Raw genomic sequence first — 17,576 nt, 5'->3', positions numbered from 1 at the left:
GAGTAAAAAATGAAAAATGAAAAACTGAGTATCCCTTTTAGTAAGTATGAAAGTTCCCGCGAGGCACACTCTAATGTGAGTGATGTACTCGACGGAGAAGATTTATATCAGGTACCAAAACTTGAAGAAGAGTTTCGCGAGTATGTCGGATCAGAGTATGCGCTTGCTACATCGCACGGCACATCGGCGCTGCACCTTGCCATGCTTGCACTTGACCTAAAACGCGGGGACAAAGTAATCTGCAGTGTAAATGCGCATCCGAGTGTACCTGAGGTTGTCCGCCATTTTGATGCTGAGCCTGTTTTTATTGATATAGCCGAAGACTCTTATAATATTGATCTCAATAAGTTAGAAAATTATTTGGAAGAAAACAAATCCAAAAAGCTCAAAGCGGTTATTATAACGCATATTGGCGGTATGACTGTAGATTTGGACAGAGTCTATTCGATGGCTTCCATATATAATGTCAAAATTGTTGAAGATGCAAGCGATGCTCTTGGTGCTACATACAAGGGAGTGAAAATAGGTGCAACAGGTGCAGATATAGTCTGTTTTAACTTTTCTCCGCATTTAAAGAAAAATATCTGTAACGGCGGGATGCTTGTGACCAATGATGAAGATATTATGCAAAGAGCAAGGTTGCTGGCAAATCATGCAATGGTACGCAATGAAAATGCTTTGGAGTATATTTATGATGTTGTAGATATTGGGAATGATTATGCACTGAGCCATTTAAATGCAGCCTATATCAGAGCGCAGGTAAAAGAACAGGATGAAAACATCGCAAGACAAAAAGAGATTGCCAAAATGTACAGTGAAGGACTTGAAGGGGTAGATCACATTATTACTCCGGATATGGATAATGAAGAGAATCCTTTTTCTCTTTATATAGTAAAAATAGATAAAAACCGCGATTCTTTTGCTGTAGCACTCAAAGAAGAGGGAATCGGGGCAGGATTGCATTATATTCCGCTTCATCTTTTATCGTATTATAAAAGCAAATATGCCCTGCGTGTTAATGATTTTCCAAGAGCACTGCGTTCATTCCAACAGGTACTTTCTTTACCGATTTATGCAAGTATGACTGATGAAGATGTACAAACAGTTATAAGTAAAATCAAAAAAATAGCAAAAACGAGAGTGTAATTGAAAAAAACGCTCGTTTTTTGGGTTGAAGAGTATTTCTACAACCCAACTCCTTTGCAAAAACTTCTCTCCTATCTACTGCTTCCGCTGAGTTGGCTCTATTGTATTATTATGTATGTTCGATACAAATTACAGAGACCGGAGGATTTTGCTATGGAAATTGTCAGCGTTGGTAATCTGACTGTCGGCGGCAGTGGCAAAACTCCATTGGTAACAGCACTGGCAAAAGAGCACAAAAAACCTGCGATTATACTTCGTGGCTATGGACGAGCATCCAAAGGCTTGATTGTTGTCAAAAACGGCAATGAAATTTTATGTGATGTCAAAAGCAGCGGGGATGAAGCGATGATATATGCCAAAAAACTTCCAAATGCTACAGTCATAGTCAGTGAAGAGAGAAAAAGAGCCATACAAAAAGCAAAAGAGCTGGGTTGTGAGATAGTTTTTTTGGATGATGCCTACTCCAAACATGATATCAAAAAGCAAGATATACTCATAGATGTAAAATCAAAGAACAGTTTTTGTTTGCCTGCAGGTCCTTTTAGAGAGCGTCTGTGGCCGGGGAAAGAGGCTTTACATGTAGAAGAGGAGAAAGATTTTTTTCGTAAGGTAAAACTTGTGAACCCGACACAAAAAATGAGTCTTGTGACCGCTATAGCAAGGCCGCAACGACTTGATAAATATCTTCCTGCTGTTATTGCAAAGCATTATTTTGAAGACCATCACAGTTTTACAAAAGAAGAACTTGAAACAATTTTACAAAATGATGCAGCGACTTCTCTTTTGGTAACATTTAAAGATTATGTAAAAATTGAGCATTTCGGACTGCCCCTTTCACTTCTGGATCTGGAAGTAAAAGTAAAAGAAGGTGTCTTTAGTGCGTTTGTTTAGAAATGATTCTTTGTTTGAAGTATCGCAGTAGATACTCTGTCGTAAAAGCAAGTGCAAAGGTCACTATAAGATAGTATGCAATCTCAGGCATGGTTTTATAGGTAGAATAGAGAGTAATCCCCGCAACGCCAAACATGGAAAAAATTGCCAAAACAACAAGATATTTTTTTGCGCCACTCTTCTGCAGAAGATTCAAATGCGCAATATGTGTACTTCCCTGAACGATGAGCATGACTATAGCGGCAACAGTTGTGATTTGCGCCAGGTTGAAAAAGAGTATCATCGGTATAATCAGCAACGCGCTGATAATGAGTCCTTCAAAAGAGCGGTAGATATTATATTCGTATATTTCAGGAAGGTTTCCCTCTTTTGCCATTGTGTATCCTATGTCAGTTACGGCATAAAGTGTTGCATTAATAGCCGAGGCTGTTGCCAGGAGTGCTGTTGCGGCCATGATTTTAAATCCCCATTCACCAAAGATGGGCTTTGCCGCTTCAGCCAGAGCATAGTCTTTTGTCTGAATAATTTTATCAAGCGGCAGGTTTCCTAAAACAGCGATACTTGTAAGTATGTATAAAGCTGCCACAATGAGCAGGGCGACAAACATAGAACGCATCATGGTCACTTTCGGATTCTCCATATCCTCGACTGAGTTTGTAATCACACTAAAACCCTGGTAGGCAAAAAACGTAATTCCGATGGCAAAGACCATACCGCTTACAGGAGGCATGTCCGCTACACTTAAAAGCTGAGGCTGTATCGTAAAAAGTGCCGCAAAAGCAAAGGTAACAAGGACTCCGAGTTTGATAATGACAATGATGTTTTCCGCCTTCGCAACAAAAACGGCACCGATAAGATTGATAAGGGTAAAAAAGGCGATAATACCTATGGCAAATATATTGACCCAGGCTGTATCTCCGTGGAGCATAAAAGTTGCGCTGTAGGTTCCAAATGATTTGGCAACGGCTGCAATGGCAATGAGTTGGGAAAAATAGAACATGACACCCATGGAACCGGAGAAAATGTTTTCTCCAAAACCCTGGACCAGATACTCGACTATCCCGCCGCGTGACTGGTAGCGTACTGCCAACTTTGCCAGAGAGTAGCCGCTTAAAAGGGCTATAATCCCACCGAAAACAAAAGAGATCCAGACAATATTTCCAGCCATGGCCCCTGCCTGACCGATGACTATGAAAATTCCGGCACCGACCATGGAGCCTATACCTAAAAAGACGGCACTCCAGAGACCAAATGCTTTTGTCTTGTGCATTTTATCGGTTCATTTTTTTAAAAATCGACCCTGTGACAAGCAGGGCAAATCCGTCAAAAAAGAGACTGAAACCGACAAGCAAACCTATAAGGTAGGTGGAGGTAAAAGGCCATCCTGCTATAAATAAAATACCGATTAACATGGAAAAAAGGGCATTAATCATCCACCAGATCCAGCCGTTTGCAGGACGCATATTCATCGCAAGAGAGAAACTGGCAAAAGAATCCATAAAAAAGTATATAGCCAGAAGCAGACCGACTGTGCCAATTCCTGTCATTGGATAAAAAATCATTAAAGCACCAATCCCGATAAGCACAAAGCTTTTAAGCCAGCCCAGAACATCACTTTTGTCACTTATATAGGTAAAATACCCGGCCATAAAACCACCAAACATCATCAGCCATGCCACAAAGGTGACTGTTGCCAGGGTCATAAATACAGGGTATATAATACCCACTATTCCGAGAATAATAAAAATCACACCTGTAATTTTTGAATACTTACTAAATTTGTCAAACAGATTCTCATCTATAGGATACTTCCACATTTTTCTTCCTTTTCGAATATTTTGGAAAGATTGTAACATAGTTTTATCACAAGAAGAGTTACTTAAGTAGCATTAATAGAAGATTGGATAGAATAGCAAAATTATTTTGCATAAAGGATAGAAATATTGCAGGCAAAAGTTGAAACAGTAAAAACACTCCTTGATGCACTTCCGTTTATTCGCGAGTTTAGAAAAGAGATTGTCGTTATAAAATATGGCGGTTCGGCACAAACATCTCCCGAATTAAAAGAGAAGTTTGCAGAAGATATTTTGCTTATGTATTTGGTAGGTATCAAACCTGTAATTGTTCATGGCGGTGGAAAAAAGATTACCGATATGCTCGAAGCGCTTAAAATTGATACGCAGTTTATAGACGGACAGCGTGTCACGACAAAAGAGACCATGCGGATTGTAGAGATGATACTCAGTGGTGAGATTAACAAAGAGATAGTCTCTTTGCTGAACTCTCATGATGCAAAAGCAATAGGTATCAGCGGTAAGGATGCACACTTTATCCGTGCAAGGGCGAAAGATTTTTCCAAGTGGGGATTGACTGGAAATATTACAAATGTCAAAGCAGATGTTGTTTTAAATCTGATAAAAGAAGGCTTTATTCCTGTGATAGCCCCTATTGCCGCAGGTGAAGAGATGGGACATCCCGGGTATAATATTAATGCTGATCTGTGTGCATCATATGTTGCAAAAGCCATAGGTGCAAACAAAATAATATTTTTGACAGATACTCCGGGGGTCTTGAACAAAGAGAAAAAACTTCTTGCAACCTTGACAAAAGATGAAGTAAAAGTGCTCAAAGAAAACGAAACGATTCACGGCGGGATGGTACCAAAAGTTGATGCCTGTCTTGAAGCGATAGACGGTGGTGTGCATAAAGCACACATAATTGACGGGCGACTTGAACACTCTATGCTTTTAGAGTTGTTTACATCAGAGGGTGTAGGTACCCAAATAGTAAAATAAAAAGGATTAGGTATGAGTTACAGCGCGTTATTTGAAGATGAAGATGATATTTTCGGAGGTTCTCCGAGATCAAAGTTTATGGATGTTGTTTTTAATGCGAACAATGATATAGTAAGACAGGAACTTGAAAAGTTTGTTGAAAAAGTTGCTGCAATGGAGTTGATGCTCCAAGAAGAGGTCGGTGATGATATTGATACGGCAGTTGCCCGATATAAAGCAAGTCATCTGGATGAGGTTGCAACCAAAACGAAAAGTATTTACATAGAGCTTATGGGTGATATTCTTTCTCAAAGCGAATAAGAGTTGCAAAGTATTTTACAGTTTTTCTTGACAGCATTGTTTCTTTGTAGCACTGCTGTTTTTGCAAGTGACTTACGGGATGTGCAGGAAATTTCATTGAAAAAGGATGAGCCAAAGAAAATTCTTGTAAAATACGATAACAAAACAAGACTTTTTACATTTAGATGGACTTTGTACACTAATGAAGGTTTGGTGGTTTTGCGTTCTTATGATAAGCATGTAGCGCAAAATATACTGTACTTGAATCATAAAAATCAAAGTTTTCGGGTTAAACTAAAAACTCCTGGAGCAGATTTTTATAATATACCCTATATACTGGTTAAATTTAAAGAGTTTGATGTAAAAAAAAATATTGCAAAATTTGAGCTTTATCTCTCTGATGATAAAGAGCAAATACGATTAGAAACAGCAAAAAAATAAACAAAAGACGAGATAAATGCAAAGAGTAGAAGCACAAATAAAAAGATTGATACAAGAGTGTGATTATGATGAAGTGACCCGTCTGTTTGCCATGCTGCAGGGCGGAAAAAGACTTCGGGCAAAGCTTATTCTTAAAATTGCTCCAGAACATAAGGACGCTCCTCTTTTAGCCGCCATAGTGGAACTGATTCATGCTGCCTCACTTTTACATGATGATGTTATTGATGATGCGATGACAAGACGCGGAGCAGCATCGGTAAATGCAACAGACGGAAGCAAAACAGCTGTCATGCTTGGAGATATTTTATACTCAAAAGCATTTACGGAACTTGTTGCCTTTGACAAAGCGGTAGCACAGACAATTGCTTCATCGGTTACAGCACTCTCAAAGGGCGAAATGATGGATGTCAGAATGGCAGAAAGTTTTAACAGTGATGAAGAGCGTTACCTTGATATGCTCTATCTCAAAACTGCTACACTCATTGAAGCAGCTGCAAAAGCGAGTGCTCTGCTAGCGGGAAAAGATGCAGAGAAATATGCTCTTTACGGACGTAACTTAGGACTTTCATTTCAAATTATAGATGATATTCTTGATATTACAGCAGACGAAGCAACGCTTGGAAAACCTGCGATGAATGATTATGTAGAGGGGAAATGTACTTTGCCGTATATTTATCTTTATAATGCACTTGAAGCAAAAGATCAGGAAAAGCTTCTATCTCTGCATGCGAAAAAACCTACGGAAGAAGAACTCTTATGGATGAAAAAGAAAATGCAAGAACATAAAACGATAGAAAAATCTTTTGAACTGGCACAGAAACTCTCAAACGAGGCGAAGATTGCTTTGCACGAAGATAAAGATTTAGTTGCCATTTTAGATACAATGATACAAAGAAGTTATTGATGCATTATTTAATTGTAAGTCTCTCCCATAAAAACAGTAATTTGGAACTGAGAGAAAAATTCACCTATACGGATGAAGAGAAAGAGGCATGTCTGCAAAGACTGCTCAAGTCGCCTAATATCAGTGAAGCTGTCATGCTGGCTACATGTAACCGTATGGAGTTGTATGTATGCTGCAGTGACATTGAAGAAGCAACAGAACATATGATGAAGTTACTGGCATTTAAAGGTGGTTTGTCAGAAGAGGTTTTACGAAAAACTGCTGAGATAGTTGATGACAGCAGTGCTATTCATCATCTTTTTGCGGTTGCAAGTTCTATAGACTCTATGGTGGTCGGTGAGACACAGATTGCCGGACAGTTAAAAGATGCTTTTAAATTCTCTCATGAACGCGGTTATTCGGATAAGAAAATGTCACGAGCACTCTCTCATGCGTTTAAATGTGCTGCAAAGGTAAGAAATCTCACTGATATATCCTCAAAACCGGTTTCTGTGGCTTCTGTAGCAATAAAACAGATTAAAGAAAAGGTTCAAAATTTACGTGAAAAAAAAGCACTTGTGATTGGTGTAGGTGAAATGAGTGAAATCTGCGCAAAACACCTTGTCTCGGACGGGGTGGAAACTTTTATTGCAAACAGAACAAAGCAAAAAGCCCAGACTTTGGCACAAGAGTGCAATGCGGAAGTATATGAATTTGGAGACCTGGACAAAGCGGTTAACGAATTTGACATTATATTTACTGCTACAGGTTCTTCTTATCCTATAATTACCAACGAACTTATAGAAGATGTAGATTTTGAAAGATTCTGGTTTGACCTGGCTGTCCCAAGAGATATTGATATAAAAAACAGAGAAAATATTTTTCTTTTTGTTGTGGATGATATAAAAGATATTGTAGATGCAAACAAAGCACAAAGAGAACAGTATGTAAGACAGGCGCACGGAATTGTAGGACGAAGTGTTGTGGAATTTTATGAGTGGCTTGATACACTCAATGTGGAACCTATCATAAAAGAGATTTATAAAAAAGCCGAAAAAGCCGCACAGGAAGAGACAAAACGTGCAATTAAAAAAGGTTTTCTGCCTCAGGAATATGAAATGCAAGCACAAAAAATGGCGCATCAGGCAATCAAAAGATTTTTGCATGATATGACAAAAAGATGCGTGCAGCCTCGCATGAAGCCAAAAGTGATTCTGTCACCGGAGCAATGCAGTATATTCTTAATGATGAACATGACAATATTCCAGACCAATACAAACACCATTTAAAAAAGGATTAAAATTTGAGAAGAAGTAAAGCTTTTATACCGACAACCAAAGAGGCACCATCAGATGCTACACTTCCGAGTCATATATTTTTATCTCGTGCAGGATTTATTACACAGGTTGCTGCAGGGTTGTATAATTATCTGCCATTAGCAAAAAGAGTGATTAAAAAAATAGAAAATATCATTAATGAAGAGATGACAAAAGTAGGTGCCCAGGAAGTGGAACTCTCTTTTGTAACACCCGCAGAGTTGTGGCAGGAGAGTGGAAGAATAGAAAAGTTCGGTAAAGAACTGCTTCGTTTTCACGATAGAAAAAACAATCTTTTCGTACTTGGACCTACACATGAAGAGATGATGGTTGATGTTGTCCGGAACCGTGTGACATCTTATAAAAATCTGCCATTAAATCTGTATCAGATTAAGACAAAATTCCGTGATGAGGCCCGTCCTCGTTTCGGGCTTATGCGTGGCCGTGAGTTTATTATGCAGGATGCCTACTCTTTTCATGCTACAGCAGAGGATTTAGACAGAGAATTTGATGCAATGGAAGCAGCCTACAAAAAGATACTTTCTCGTATGGGACTGGATTTCAGAGTGGTAGAAGCCGACAGTGGTGCCATTGGTGGAAGCGGTTCCAAAGAGCTTATGGTTTTGGCAGAGAGTGGTGAAGACACAATTGCTGTTTGTTCAAAATGTGAATACGGTGCCAATATAGAAGCAGCTTCAAGAAGCAAACGCTCAAATATTCCTGAAGCTCCTGAAGCTTCTTTTAATAAGTTTAAAACACCAGAGATAAAAACAATAGATGAACTTGCAGAGTTTTTCAAAATTGACCCTTATTATACGGTTAAATGTGTTGCAAAAAAAGTTATATATGAAGATGCAAGTGAAATTGTTCTTTTCTTTGTACGCGGATGCGATAATCTTCAGGAAGTAAAAGCACTCAATGCAACAGAAGCCCTTGATATTGTGGATGTGACAGAAGAAGAACTCAAAGAGACAGGGCTGATTCCCGGTTTTATAGGGCCGCTTGATCAAGACAAGGCAAAACATGTCATTGACAGTGATTTAAAAGATGCCACAAATTTAATCTGTGGGGCAAATGAAGCAGATTATCACTTTATAGGGGTAGATTTGTCGGTGCTCAGTAATGCTGCTTATTTCGCAGATATAGCAGAAGTAAATGAGGGGGATATCTGCCCGTACTGTGACGGTGAACTCTCTTTTACAAAAGGTATAGAAGTAGGACATATTTTTAAACTCGGAACGACTTATTCTGAAGCTTTAAAAGCCGAGTTTTTAGATGAGAACGGAAAAGCACAGCCTTTTATTATGGGAACATACGGAATGGGTGTTTCACGCCTTGTAGCAGCAGTTGTAGAGCAGCATCATGATGAAAATGGCTGTATCTGGACAAAAGAGACAGCACCGTATATGGTAAATATTATGATAAGTAACATCAAAGATGAGGCGCAGGTGCAAGCAGGCGAACAACTTTATAAGCAGCTGCAGGATGCAAATGTAGAGGTAATGCTCGATGACAGAAAAGAACGTTTTGGATTTAAAATGAAAGATGCGGAACTTATCGGATTCCCGTATACGGTTGTTATCGGTAAAGAGTTGCAAAATGGACATGTGCAGATTTTTGACAGAGCAACAAAAGAAAAAAGAGATATCAAGAGTGAAGAGATATTTGATAAAATTATGGAACTGATTTAAATGATTTATTTTTTACTCTACCTTTTTTTGGAAGTGCTTGTCTCTGTGCAGATTTCTTCTGCTATAGGAGGGCTTGCCACTTTTTTTGAGATTCTTGTTACTGCATTTATAGGGATATCAATTTTAGTGAATTTCAGAAAAAGTTTGATTGAAAATATGACGGCAGTCTCTTATAACTGTATTGATCTCGAGCAGTTTCAAAAATTAAATCTTTTTACCCTGATTGGTGCTATACTGCTGATTATTCCTGGATTTTTAACAGACATATTAGGTATACTCATGCAGTTTGGTGTTTTTACGAGTATGATTGTTAACCGTTATAATGTAAAATCAGGAAAATGTAATTCTTCTTTTGAGGAACAAAATAATATAACAAAGGATTCAGATGTCATTGATGTTGAAATTATTGAGCACGACTCTGCTCTTAAGTAGTTTTCTCTATGCAAGTAACGCAAGTGAAAATATAGAATATTTTTTAGAAGACAAGTTTAGTGAAAATCCAAGACTCAAATCAGTAGATGTAAAAGTGGAGGATGTTACACCACTCAAACAACTTCCAAAATGGAATGCCTATATTGTTAATGTGAAAGCTGTTTTGAAAAACAAGCCAAAGCAGGTAATTCGCCAAAAAATGATTTGGTTTTCAAACGGAAAGATGATTACAAAAGATTTGACAGATATAAGTACAGGAGAAAGTCTTGTCGACAAGGTTAAACCAACAGTAAAAGCCAGACATTATGCAAAAGAAAATTTGATTTACGGCAATGCCAATGCGAAACACAAAATAGTCATTTTTTCAGACCCACTGTGTCCTTTTTGTAGAGGATTTGTACCAGGGGCGATTAAAGATATGAAAAAAGAGCCCCAAAAATTTGCTGTATATTACTATCATTTTCCACTCGAAAGAATTCATCCCGCTTCCGTAACACTGGTCAAAGCAGCAATTGCCGCAGAACATCAAGGTGTAAAAGATGTTGTATTAAAACTTTATAATGTTTCAATCAATCCAAGAGAAAAAAATGTCAAAAAAATTCTTGAAGCATTTAATAAAGCAGAAGGGACAAATATTACACCTGAAGATATTCAGAATTCCAGTGTAATCAAGCAGTTTAACCACGACAGACTTGTAGCCACTGATCTTATGGTTGGTGGAACACCGACGGTTTATCTTGACGGTTCTGTAGATAATACAAAGAAAAAATACCTAAAAGTGAAGTAATGCAAAAATTAACAATAGCAACACGCGTTTCAGACTTGGCACTTTGGCAGGCATATCATATCAAGGAAAGAGTTGAAGCAAGTTTTCCTGAAATAGAAGTAGTGCTTAATAAAATAGTAAGTAACGGCGATAAGGTTTTGGATAAACCTTTGGCTCTCATCGGCGGAAAAGGGCATTTCACCAAAGAGCTTGAAGATGAGATGCTCTCAGGCAATGCCGAGCTTGCTGTACACAGTTTAAAAGATGTACCGACATATATTCCCGATGGTTTGGAACTTGCAGCTGTGACGCAACGTCAAGACCAAAGTGATGTTTTTTTGTCACATACTTACAAAACACTTGAAGATTTGCCGGAGGGAGCAGTGGTTGGGACAACGAGTTTGCGCCGTAGAATGCAACTTTTGCAAAAAAGACCTGATTTAAAAGTCAGAGATTTGAGAGGGAATGTCAATACACGTTTGAGAAAGTTACAAGAAGGGCAGTATGATGCGATAATTTTGGCATGGATAGGACTCAACAGACTTGATTTGCTCAAAGATATTCCCTATACCCAAAAACTTTCTCTTGATATGATGATACCGCCGATGGGGCAGGCTGCCTTGGGTATTGAAATTGTAACCGGCAATGAACAGGTACGGATAATTGCACAAAGTCTCAATGATGAAGATACCTTTACATGTACACAGATTGAGAGAGATTTTATATCAAAAATCGGAGCGGGATGTTCGGCTCCTGTTGCCTGTAATGCTGTTATAGAAGATGATAATGTTGTTTTTAGAGTTATGCTTGGCTTTCCAAACGGAACACATATTATGCAGGAAAAAATCGTAAGAAGTATAGCGGAAAGTAAAAATTTAGGCAAAGAGCTTGCCCAAAAGATGATAGACAAAGGTGCACTGGAGTTATTAAAAGAAGCAGAAAAAACTGCTTTTAAAGATGAAATGCCACAAAGACTCTAAAGTATAACATGGCCTACAAATTTACTCATATTGTCTAAAATATCTCCGCCTTTTCTAAAACTCAGTCCACAGGCTTCATAGGCAAAGAAAACACCTGCCTGATATTTTTTTCCATGAACATCTTTTGGAAAATCTACATACTCCTGGTAGATTTTTTTATGATTCGCATAGGGACCTTCAGTCTGAATGCTGATACTTCCGTTTGCTTCGATAATCTTTGTATTGGCACCTTCGCGTCCAAAAACAGGTTTTTCAACTTGCTTGAGTCCTTGAAGCGGTTCAAAAGAGGTTTTAAGAAGGTAAGGCGAATCTGGAAACAGTTCACATAGAATTGCCATCATTCCTTTTGACTGGAAGAGTAAAGTATAGGCAGGGTTTAAAATAATGGCTTTTTGGTTTTGGATGATATTTGTGAGTGTGGTGGCGAGTTCCGGCTCATCAACTGCAATGTCTTCCCAAGGATAGAGTTTGAACCAGTACTCATAATTTATGTCATTACTGTCATAAATGCCATCTTCATCAAAGCGGACATTCTGCAAAAACTCAAACTTTGTAACAAATCCGGCATCTGTTGCCATCTGCTGGAGCAGTTTTGTGGTGGCTTCTTCTTCGTCATTGCCTTCAACAGAAGAAAAAAGTATTTTCCAGCCGTCATAGAATTCTTCAAATTTGTCTGTGTCATCAAAGAGTGTAACGAGTCTTTTAAAATTGTTACTGATGGCCTCATATACATTGTTAAACTGACGCTCTTCGTCCATATCATTGGATTTTAAAATTGCCCATTGTAAAAGTGCAGTCTCAAAAAGCGCCGTAGGGGTGTCGGCATTAAATTCTATAAGCTTAATATCCTGTCCGTCAATACCGCCGGCTAAATCAAAACGACTGTAAATATGCCAATGGACATCGTTTTCCCAGCTTTTTTTAATACTCTCTATAAGGTTGAAAGGAATGCCCAAATCAAAAAAGAGATCATTGCTGATGACATATTCGGCTGCTTCGACATACATGTCATAAAGAGTATTTGCTGCCTCATAATAGGCCTCTGCTTCTTCTTGGGTCACTTCTACAAGCTCATCGCTGACATACTTGCTGCCGTCAGAATCAGTATGCCAGGTAAAGCCTATCTCTTCTAAGGTTTCATCATCTATTGGACTCAGTTTTTGTGTAGTTATCATGTGTCAGCCTCCAAAAAATCCGCCACTGCTTCTGCTGTAGCTCGAGCTTCTTGAAGTGCCGCCAAAGAAGCTTTTTCTGCTGCTTGTTGATTTTCTTGCTGCCTTGCCTGCTGCCGAACGGCTGTAGGCACTTCTGTTGACACTGCTTGCATTTCTGGAAAACCTTTTGTTGTTCATCAGCGCATTGCCTATCATATTTCCGAGCAAACTTCCTGCCGCAACGGCTAAAATAGTACCGGCAAGTCCCATACCTGCACTGCCTGAATTATCTTGAAGTGTTTCGCTCGTACCATTTTGTACTTTTTGATACTCTTGTGCAGCCAAAGCTTTCATCTCTTCTTCGTTCATAAAACGCTCTGTTACTCTGCCAAATTCATCACGTTCTCTGATGATTGCACGTGAAGGGCCCTGTGTCGGCATCTCTTCGACAACTTTATACTTTCCGTTTGGCTGTTGTTCTATAACCAAAAATTTATTTTGTGCTTCTTGTTGTTTTTGCTCACATCCTGTAAGCGTACTCATCATTAAAACACCTGCAGTTCCTAATACAACACCGCTGGCAATTGAAGAAATATGTTTCATGCTAATATTGACCTCGAATTTTATTTTTATCTAGAATTATAACTTTTTTTAGTTCATAATCGTAAAATGTTACATTTTTTCTTCCATCATAGTAGAGATCACCATGATAGAAAAATTTATCCGTTTTGAGTGTAATGTTTTTTTTCATAAGCATCATTTCTCCAATGCTTTTTCCTATAGGAGGAATAAGCGTTGCAAAAGAGAGGACAAAGAGAGAACCTATAACAATCAGTGCTGTTTTTGTGCTGGCATAAACTACCAAATAGCCAAGAAGTATAGAAAAAAATAAAAACAAAAAGAAATTTTGATGATCTGCAAATAAAATATTGTAGTATACATGTACACCATAAAAATCGATATAATTCAGTTTCACGCCTAATATAATGAAAAAATCAAGTATGAATGTAAAAAACATACCGCTTAGCAGTGCCTGGAACAGTTTGCTCATCGTAACCTCTTTATTTTTTTATGGTTGATTTTATAGAGTTTTGAAGCCTGACCTTCAAAGAGTCCTTTCTTGTTTTCTATTATTATATCAGCTTTTTGCTCACAAAAAGTTCTTGAAAAGTTTTTACCGCTTTCATTGGCAGATGTGGAGTATGTCCATTCCTTTTGTCTCAAACAAGAAGAGTCTGCCACATCTTCTGCAACCCGAAAAGCATGGTTTTTTACTATAAAGGTTGTTTTTTTAAGGCGTCTGACTCTGTTTTTCTGAGTGTTTGGTACTCTTTTATGGTCTTTCTTCAGTGCTTGGAAGTTTTTATAAACAACAATGAAAGGTTTGGTATTTGGACGTGATTTTACTGCACACAGCTTAGGTGCATCCTGGGATAAAAAACCGACAGTAGTGTCGGTTTGTGAGAGAATAATATTTGTTTTTATACTAAAAAATCTTGCAGGGCTGTTGAGCTTGACCATTTTTCATCTTCCATTTCATCGAGTGCGAGTATCAGTGCTCTTGCTGCACTGAGCGTTGTAAAGTAAGGAATACTTCTTTTAAGCACTTCTTGGCGAATGACAACAGCATCTTTTTTTGATGTGTTGTTGTCAGATGTATTAATTGCCATTGCTATTTCATCATTTTTCATGCTGTCCTCAATATTTGGACGGCCTTCTGAAATTTTTAAAACCACTTCACATACTATACCCGCTTCTTCTATGGCCTTTTGTGTCCCTTTTGTTGCAACAAGTTTGAAGCCGTGTTCAACCAGACCTTTTGCTATTTCAGGAGCATGTTTTTTATCTGTATCAACAAAAGAGAGGAAACATGTTCCGCCTGTCGGAATATTATTTCCTGCACTGAGTTGTGCTTTTGCAAAACTTACCCCGAAGTTTTTACTGATACCCATTACTTCACCCGTAGATTTCATCTCAGGACTCAGTACCAAATCGGCACCGTAAAGTTTATGGAAAGGGAATACTGCTTCTTTGACAGATACATGCCCTTTGAGACGAGGACGAAGCAGACCGTTGTGCTCTTCAACTATTTCATATTTGTCATAGTAGGCTAATGAGCTTCTTAAGTCTTTGCCCATCATAACACGTGTGGCTACTTTTGCAAGAGGCATACCGGTTGCTTTTGAGACAAAAGGAACTGTACGTGAGGCACGAGGATTGACTTCAATAAGATAAATTTCATCCTGATAAATTGCATACTGTACATTCATCAGTCCGACAACGCCAAGGCCGAGTGCGATGACTTTTGTCTGCTGCTCAACTTTTTCTATCATATCCTGTGTCAAATTCATAGGAGGCAGTGAACATGCCGAATCTCCCGAGTGTATTCCTGCCTCTTCGATGTGCTGCATAACAGAACCGATGTAGACATCTTTGCCGTCACAGATACAATCCACATCAAGCTCAATTGCCTGATCCAAAAATTTGTCTACCAAGACAGGGGCTTCGTTGGAGACAGAAATGGCAAGATCCATGTATTGACGCAGCTCATCTTCGCTATATACGATACGCATGCCGCGTCCGCCGAGCACAAAGGAAGGACGAACAAGAACAGGATAGCCCAGTCTTTCGGCTATAATAAATGATTCTTCTTTTGTACGTGCCAAACCGTTTGCAGGCTGTTTAAGATTGTGCGCTTTTACAAAATCACTAAACTGCTCTCTGTCTTCTGCCAAATCAATGACGGATGATGGAGTTCCTGAAATTTTTGCACCGATTTTTGTTAAAGAATCAGCAAGTTTAAGTGGAGTCTGTCCACCGAAATGAACAATGATGCCATCAGGATTTTCATTTTCTATCACTTCTCTTACATGTTCAAAATCTATTGGCTCAAAATAAAGAACGTCAGATGTGTCATAGTCGGTAGAAACCGTTTCGGGGTTGCAGTTATACATAATAGTCTCTATGCCCATCTCTTTAAGTGCAAATGCCGCATGTACACAACAGTAGTCAAATTCAATCCCCTGTCCGATTCTGTTTGGTCCGCCGCCTAAAATAAGCACTTTTTGTTTGTCGCTTTGACGATTGGTAATATTTGGCAGTTTTGTAATGTTTGTTGTTGAGTAGAGGTAAGGAGTAAGTGCTTCAAACTCAGCGGCACAGGTGTCAACTTCATTATACTCCAAACTGATGCCAAGCTTTTTTCTTGCTTCATAAACCAGGTCTTCACTCACTGTTTCTTGAGAATTTTTTGCTATAAGCTGTGCAATTCTTTTGTCAGAAAAACCGTCAACTTTTACTTTTCGCATTAACTCCTCATCAAAAAGGATTTTATCGCTGACAGTTGCTTCTGTTTCCATCATCTCTTGTATTTGATATAAGAACCATGGATCAATCTGGCAGGTGTCAAACATTTCCTGTATACTCATGCCGCGACGAAAACCTTCGGCAACATAAAGAATTCTGTCAGCATTGGGACGACGGATTTCATGCTTGACAAACTCATCATCCGCCTCAATGTCATCAAAACCGCAAAGTCCTGTTTCAAGAGAGCAGAGTGCTTTTTGAACAGACTCTTTAAACGTACGGCCGATTGCCATGACTTCACCGACTGATTTCATAGATGTGCTGAGTGTACTTTGTGCTTCAGGAAATTTTTCAAATGTAAAACGCGGTATTTTTGTAACAACATAATCTATAACCGGTTCAAAAGCTGCAGGTGTTCCCGTGATGTCATTTTCAATTTCATCAAGGGTAAATCCGACTGCTAAAAGGGTGGCTACTTTGGCAATAGGATAGCCTGTTGCCTTACTTGCCAGTGCGGATGAACGCGATACACGCGGATTCATCTCAATTACAATCATGCGTCCTGTTTTCGGATCAATTGAAAACTGAACATTGGAACCGCCTGTGTCAACGCCGACTTCACGTAAAATTGCGAAAGAGGCATCTCTCATTCTTTGATACTCTTTGTCTGTCAATGTTAATGCAGGGGCAACCGTAATAGAGTCTCCCGTATGCACACCCATAGGGTCAAAGTTTTCAATGGAACATACGATGATGCAGTTGTCCGCTTTGTCGCGGATAACCTCCATTTCATACTCTTTCCAGCCGAGCATAGATTCCATAATCTCGATTTCATTGACAGGCGAAGCTGAAATGCCTTCCTGGGCAAGTTTTTTAAACTCTTCCATATTATACGCCACACCGGAACCGCCGCCTGCGAGTGTAAAGGATGCACGACTGATGACCGGAAAACCTATCTCTTTGACAACTTCTATGGCCTCTTCAACACTATAGGCATTTCTGCTTTTTGGCAAATCCATACCGATTTTTGTCATCGCTTCATTAAAAAGCTGTCTGTCTTCGCCTTTGTTGATCGCTTCGGGGTTTGCACCTAAAAACTCTACACCTTCAAGCATCCCTTTTCATACATGCTCATTGCAACATTGAGTGCAGTCTGTCCGCCCATAGTCGGCAAAACAGCATCTACTTTTTCATCTTTGATGATTTTTGCAATAACATCTTCTTTAATAGGTTCTATATATGTTCTGTCTGCAAACTCGGGATCTGTCATAATAGTAGCAGGATTTGAGTTGATGAGAACAACGCGGTAACCCAATTCTTTTAATGTTTTAACAGCCTGTGTTCCAGAGTAGTCAAATTCACAGGCCTGACCGATAATAATCGGGCCAGAACCTATAAGTAAAATAGTTTTTATGTCGGTGCGTTTTGGCATTTGTTCCCTCTTAAATATGGTTATATAAATTTAGAGATTATAGCCAAAAGGCACTTAATAGGAG

At 38.9% G+C, this 17,576-nt stretch carries 17 protein-coding genes and 1 pseudogene; 11 read left to right on the top strand and 7 right to left on the bottom strand.

The window, feature by feature from the left end:
* Nucleotides 1-9: 9 nt before the first annotated feature.
* Together MLC44_RS08945 and MLC44_RS08940 are read left to right on the top strand one after the other, a co-directional pair.
* On the top strand, nt 10-1,146 hold the full coding sequence (locus MLC44_RS08945; RefSeq protein WP_188110047.1) for a DegT/DnrJ/EryC1/StrS family aminotransferase: 1,137 nt from the start codon (nt 10-12) through the stop codon (nt 1,144-1,146).
* A complete protein-coding gene (locus MLC44_RS08940; RefSeq protein ID WP_418640477.1) occupies nt 1,147-2,037 on the top strand; it encodes a tetraacyldisaccharide 4'-kinase in 891 nt (296 codons plus the stop codon).
* Here the strand turns inward: MLC44_RS08940 and MLC44_RS08935 are convergent.
* Complete coding sequence (locus MLC44_RS08935) at nt 2,021-3,307, bottom strand: APC family permease (RefSeq protein WP_434657002.1); 1,287 nt, start codon at nt 3,305-3,307, stop codon at nt 2,021-2,023. The two genes, MLC44_RS08940 and MLC44_RS08935, sit on opposite strands and share 17 nt — an antisense overlap.
* 1 nt (nt 3,308) lies before the next feature.
* The gene (locus tag MLC44_RS08930) at nt 3,309-3,854 is read right to left on the bottom strand and encodes an HdeD family acid-resistance protein (protein ID WP_151900029.1); all 546 of its coding nucleotides are present in this window, start codon (nt 3,852-3,854) and stop codon (nt 3,309-3,311) included.
* A 126-nt stretch (nt 3,855-3,980) separates the two neighbouring features.
* Between MLC44_RS08930 and argB the strand changes: the two genes are divergently transcribed.
* From argB to hemC, 9 genes are read left to right on the top strand one after another with little or no spacing between them, the layout of a single operon-like run.
* Complete coding sequence (gene argB / locus MLC44_RS08925) at nt 3,981-4,832, top strand: acetylglutamate kinase (RefSeq protein ID WP_346388942.1); 852 nt, start codon at nt 3,981-3,983, stop codon at nt 4,830-4,832.
* Between the two features lie 12 nt (nt 4,833-4,844).
* Nucleotides 4,845-5,132 (top strand): DUF2018 family protein, encoded by a 288-nt coding sequence (locus MLC44_RS08920; RefSeq protein WP_151900031.1) that lies wholly within the window; start codon nt 4,845-4,847, stop codon nt 5,130-5,132.
* A 3-nt stretch (nt 5,133-5,135) separates the two neighbouring features.
* Complete coding sequence (locus MLC44_RS08915; protein ID WP_151900032.1) at nt 5,136-5,552, top strand: hypothetical protein; 417 nt, start codon at nt 5,136-5,138, stop codon at nt 5,550-5,552.
* A 16-nt stretch (nt 5,553-5,568) separates the two neighbouring features.
* Nucleotides 5,569-6,456: a polyprenyl synthetase family protein gene (locus MLC44_RS08910; RefSeq protein ID WP_346388941.1), complete on the top strand. Its 888-nt coding sequence runs from the start codon at nt 5,569-5,571 to the stop codon at nt 6,454-6,456.
* Nucleotides 6,456-7,724, top strand: coding sequence for a glutamyl-tRNA reductase (hemA, locus tag MLC44_RS08905; protein ID WP_434657000.1), 1,269 nt, complete (start codon nt 6,456-6,458; stop codon nt 7,722-7,724). Before MLC44_RS08910 ends, hemA begins: the two co-directional genes overlap by 1 nt.
* Before the next feature lie 14 nt (nt 7,725-7,738).
* Nucleotides 7,739-9,442 (top strand): proline--tRNA ligase, encoded by a 1,704-nt coding sequence (locus tag MLC44_RS08900; protein ID WP_434636446.1) that lies wholly within the window; start codon nt 7,739-7,741, stop codon nt 9,440-9,442.
* A complete protein-coding gene (locus MLC44_RS08895) occupies nt 9,443-9,874 on the top strand; it encodes an FxsA family protein (RefSeq protein WP_151900036.1) in 432 nt (143 codons plus the stop codon).
* Nucleotides 9,828-10,661, top strand: coding sequence for a DsbA family protein (locus tag MLC44_RS08890; RefSeq protein ID WP_434656998.1), 834 nt, complete (start codon nt 9,828-9,830; stop codon nt 10,659-10,661). The genes MLC44_RS08895 and MLC44_RS08890 overlap by 47 nt, the downstream gene beginning before the upstream one ends.
* Nucleotides 10,661-11,620 (top strand): hydroxymethylbilane synthase, encoded by a 960-nt coding sequence (hemC, locus tag MLC44_RS08885; RefSeq protein ID WP_418640470.1) that lies wholly within the window; start codon nt 10,661-10,663, stop codon nt 11,618-11,620. Before MLC44_RS08890 ends, hemC begins: the two co-directional genes overlap by 1 nt.
* Here hemC and MLC44_RS08880 read toward each other — a convergent pair.
* From MLC44_RS08880 to carB, 5 genes and pseudogenes are all read right to left on the bottom strand, one after another.
* Nucleotides 11,617-12,795, bottom strand: a complete 1,179-nt coding sequence (locus tag MLC44_RS08880) for a glutathionylspermidine synthase family protein (protein WP_151900039.1) — start codon at nt 12,793-12,795, stop codon at nt 11,617-11,619. The two genes, hemC and MLC44_RS08880, sit on opposite strands and share 4 nt — an antisense overlap.
* A 3-nt stretch (nt 12,796-12,798) precedes the next feature.
* On the bottom strand, nt 12,799-13,377 hold the full coding sequence (locus MLC44_RS08875; RefSeq protein ID WP_151900040.1) for a hypothetical protein: 579 nt from the start codon (nt 13,375-13,377) through the stop codon (nt 12,799-12,801).
* A gap of 1 nt (nt 13,378) precedes the next feature.
* Entirely contained in the window at nt 13,379-13,825 is a 447-nt protein-coding gene (locus MLC44_RS08870; protein ID WP_151900041.1) for a hypothetical protein, read from the bottom strand.
* Nucleotides 13,822-14,295, bottom strand: a complete 474-nt coding sequence (locus MLC44_RS08865) for a Sua5/YciO/YrdC/YwlC family protein (protein ID WP_151900042.1) — start codon at nt 14,293-14,295, stop codon at nt 13,822-13,824. The genes MLC44_RS08870 and MLC44_RS08865 overlap by 4 nt, the downstream gene beginning before the upstream one ends.
* Nucleotides 14,256-17,512, bottom strand: a pseudogene (carB, locus tag MLC44_RS08860) (carbamoyl-phosphate synthase large subunit). The gene MLC44_RS08865 and the pseudogene carB overlap by 40 nt, the downstream one beginning before the upstream one ends.
* Between the last annotated feature and the right edge of the window lie 64 nt (nt 17,513-17,576).

This window comes from Sulfurimonas sp. NW9 (assembly GCF_051132275.1).
In the GTDB taxonomy this organism is placed as follows: Bacteria; Campylobacterota; Campylobacteria; order Campylobacterales; family Sulfurimonadaceae; genus Sulfurimonas; species Sulfurimonas hydrogeniphila.
This window is presented reverse-complemented; position numbering and strand designations above follow the sequence as displayed.

Excerpts from the sequence above, each read along its gene's own strand:
- MLC44_RS08870 (WP_151900041.1), bottom strand. The coding sequence starts at position 13,825 with ATGAGCAAACTGTTCCAGGCACTGCTAAGCGGTATGTTTTTTACATTC.
- hemC (WP_418640470.1), top strand. The coding sequence starts at position 10,661 with ATGCAAAAATTAACAATAGCAACACGCGTTTCAGACTTGGCACTTTGG.
- MLC44_RS08895 (WP_151900036.1), top strand. The coding sequence starts at position 9,443 with ATGATTTATTTTTTACTCTACCTTTTTTTGGAAGTGCTTGTCTCTGTG.
- MLC44_RS08890 (WP_434656998.1), top strand. The coding sequence starts at position 9,828 with ATGTCATTGATGTTGAAATTATTGAGCACGACTCTGCTCTTAAGTAGT.
- MLC44_RS08935 (WP_434657002.1), bottom strand. The coding sequence starts at position 3,307 with ATGCACAAGACAAAAGCATTTGGTCTCTGGAGTGCCGTCTTTTTAGGT.
- hemA (WP_434657000.1), top strand. The coding sequence starts at position 6,456 with ATGCATTATTTAATTGTAAGTCTCTCCCATAAAAACAGTAATTTGGAA.
- MLC44_RS08910 (WP_346388941.1), top strand. The coding sequence starts at position 5,569 with ATGCAAAGAGTAGAAGCACAAATAAAAAGATTGATACAAGAGTGTGAT.
- MLC44_RS08880 (WP_151900039.1), bottom strand. The coding sequence starts at position 12,795 with ATGATAACTACACAAAAACTGAGTCCAATAGATGATGAAACCTTAGAA.
- MLC44_RS08945 (WP_188110047.1), top strand. The coding sequence starts at position 10 with ATGAAAAATGAAAAACTGAGTATCCCTTTTAGTAAGTATGAAAGTTCC.
- MLC44_RS08930 (WP_151900029.1), bottom strand. The coding sequence starts at position 3,854 with ATGTGGAAGTATCCTATAGATGAGAATCTGTTTGACAAATTTAGTAAG.
- MLC44_RS08875 (WP_151900040.1), bottom strand. The coding sequence starts at position 13,377 with ATGAAACATATTTCTTCAATTGCCAGCGGTGTTGTATTAGGAACTGCA.
- MLC44_RS08865 (WP_151900042.1), bottom strand. The coding sequence starts at position 14,295 with ATGGTCAAGCTCAACAGCCCTGCAAGATTTTTTAGTATAAAAACAAAT.
- MLC44_RS08920 (WP_151900031.1), top strand. The coding sequence starts at position 4,845 with ATGAGTTACAGCGCGTTATTTGAAGATGAAGATGATATTTTCGGAGGT.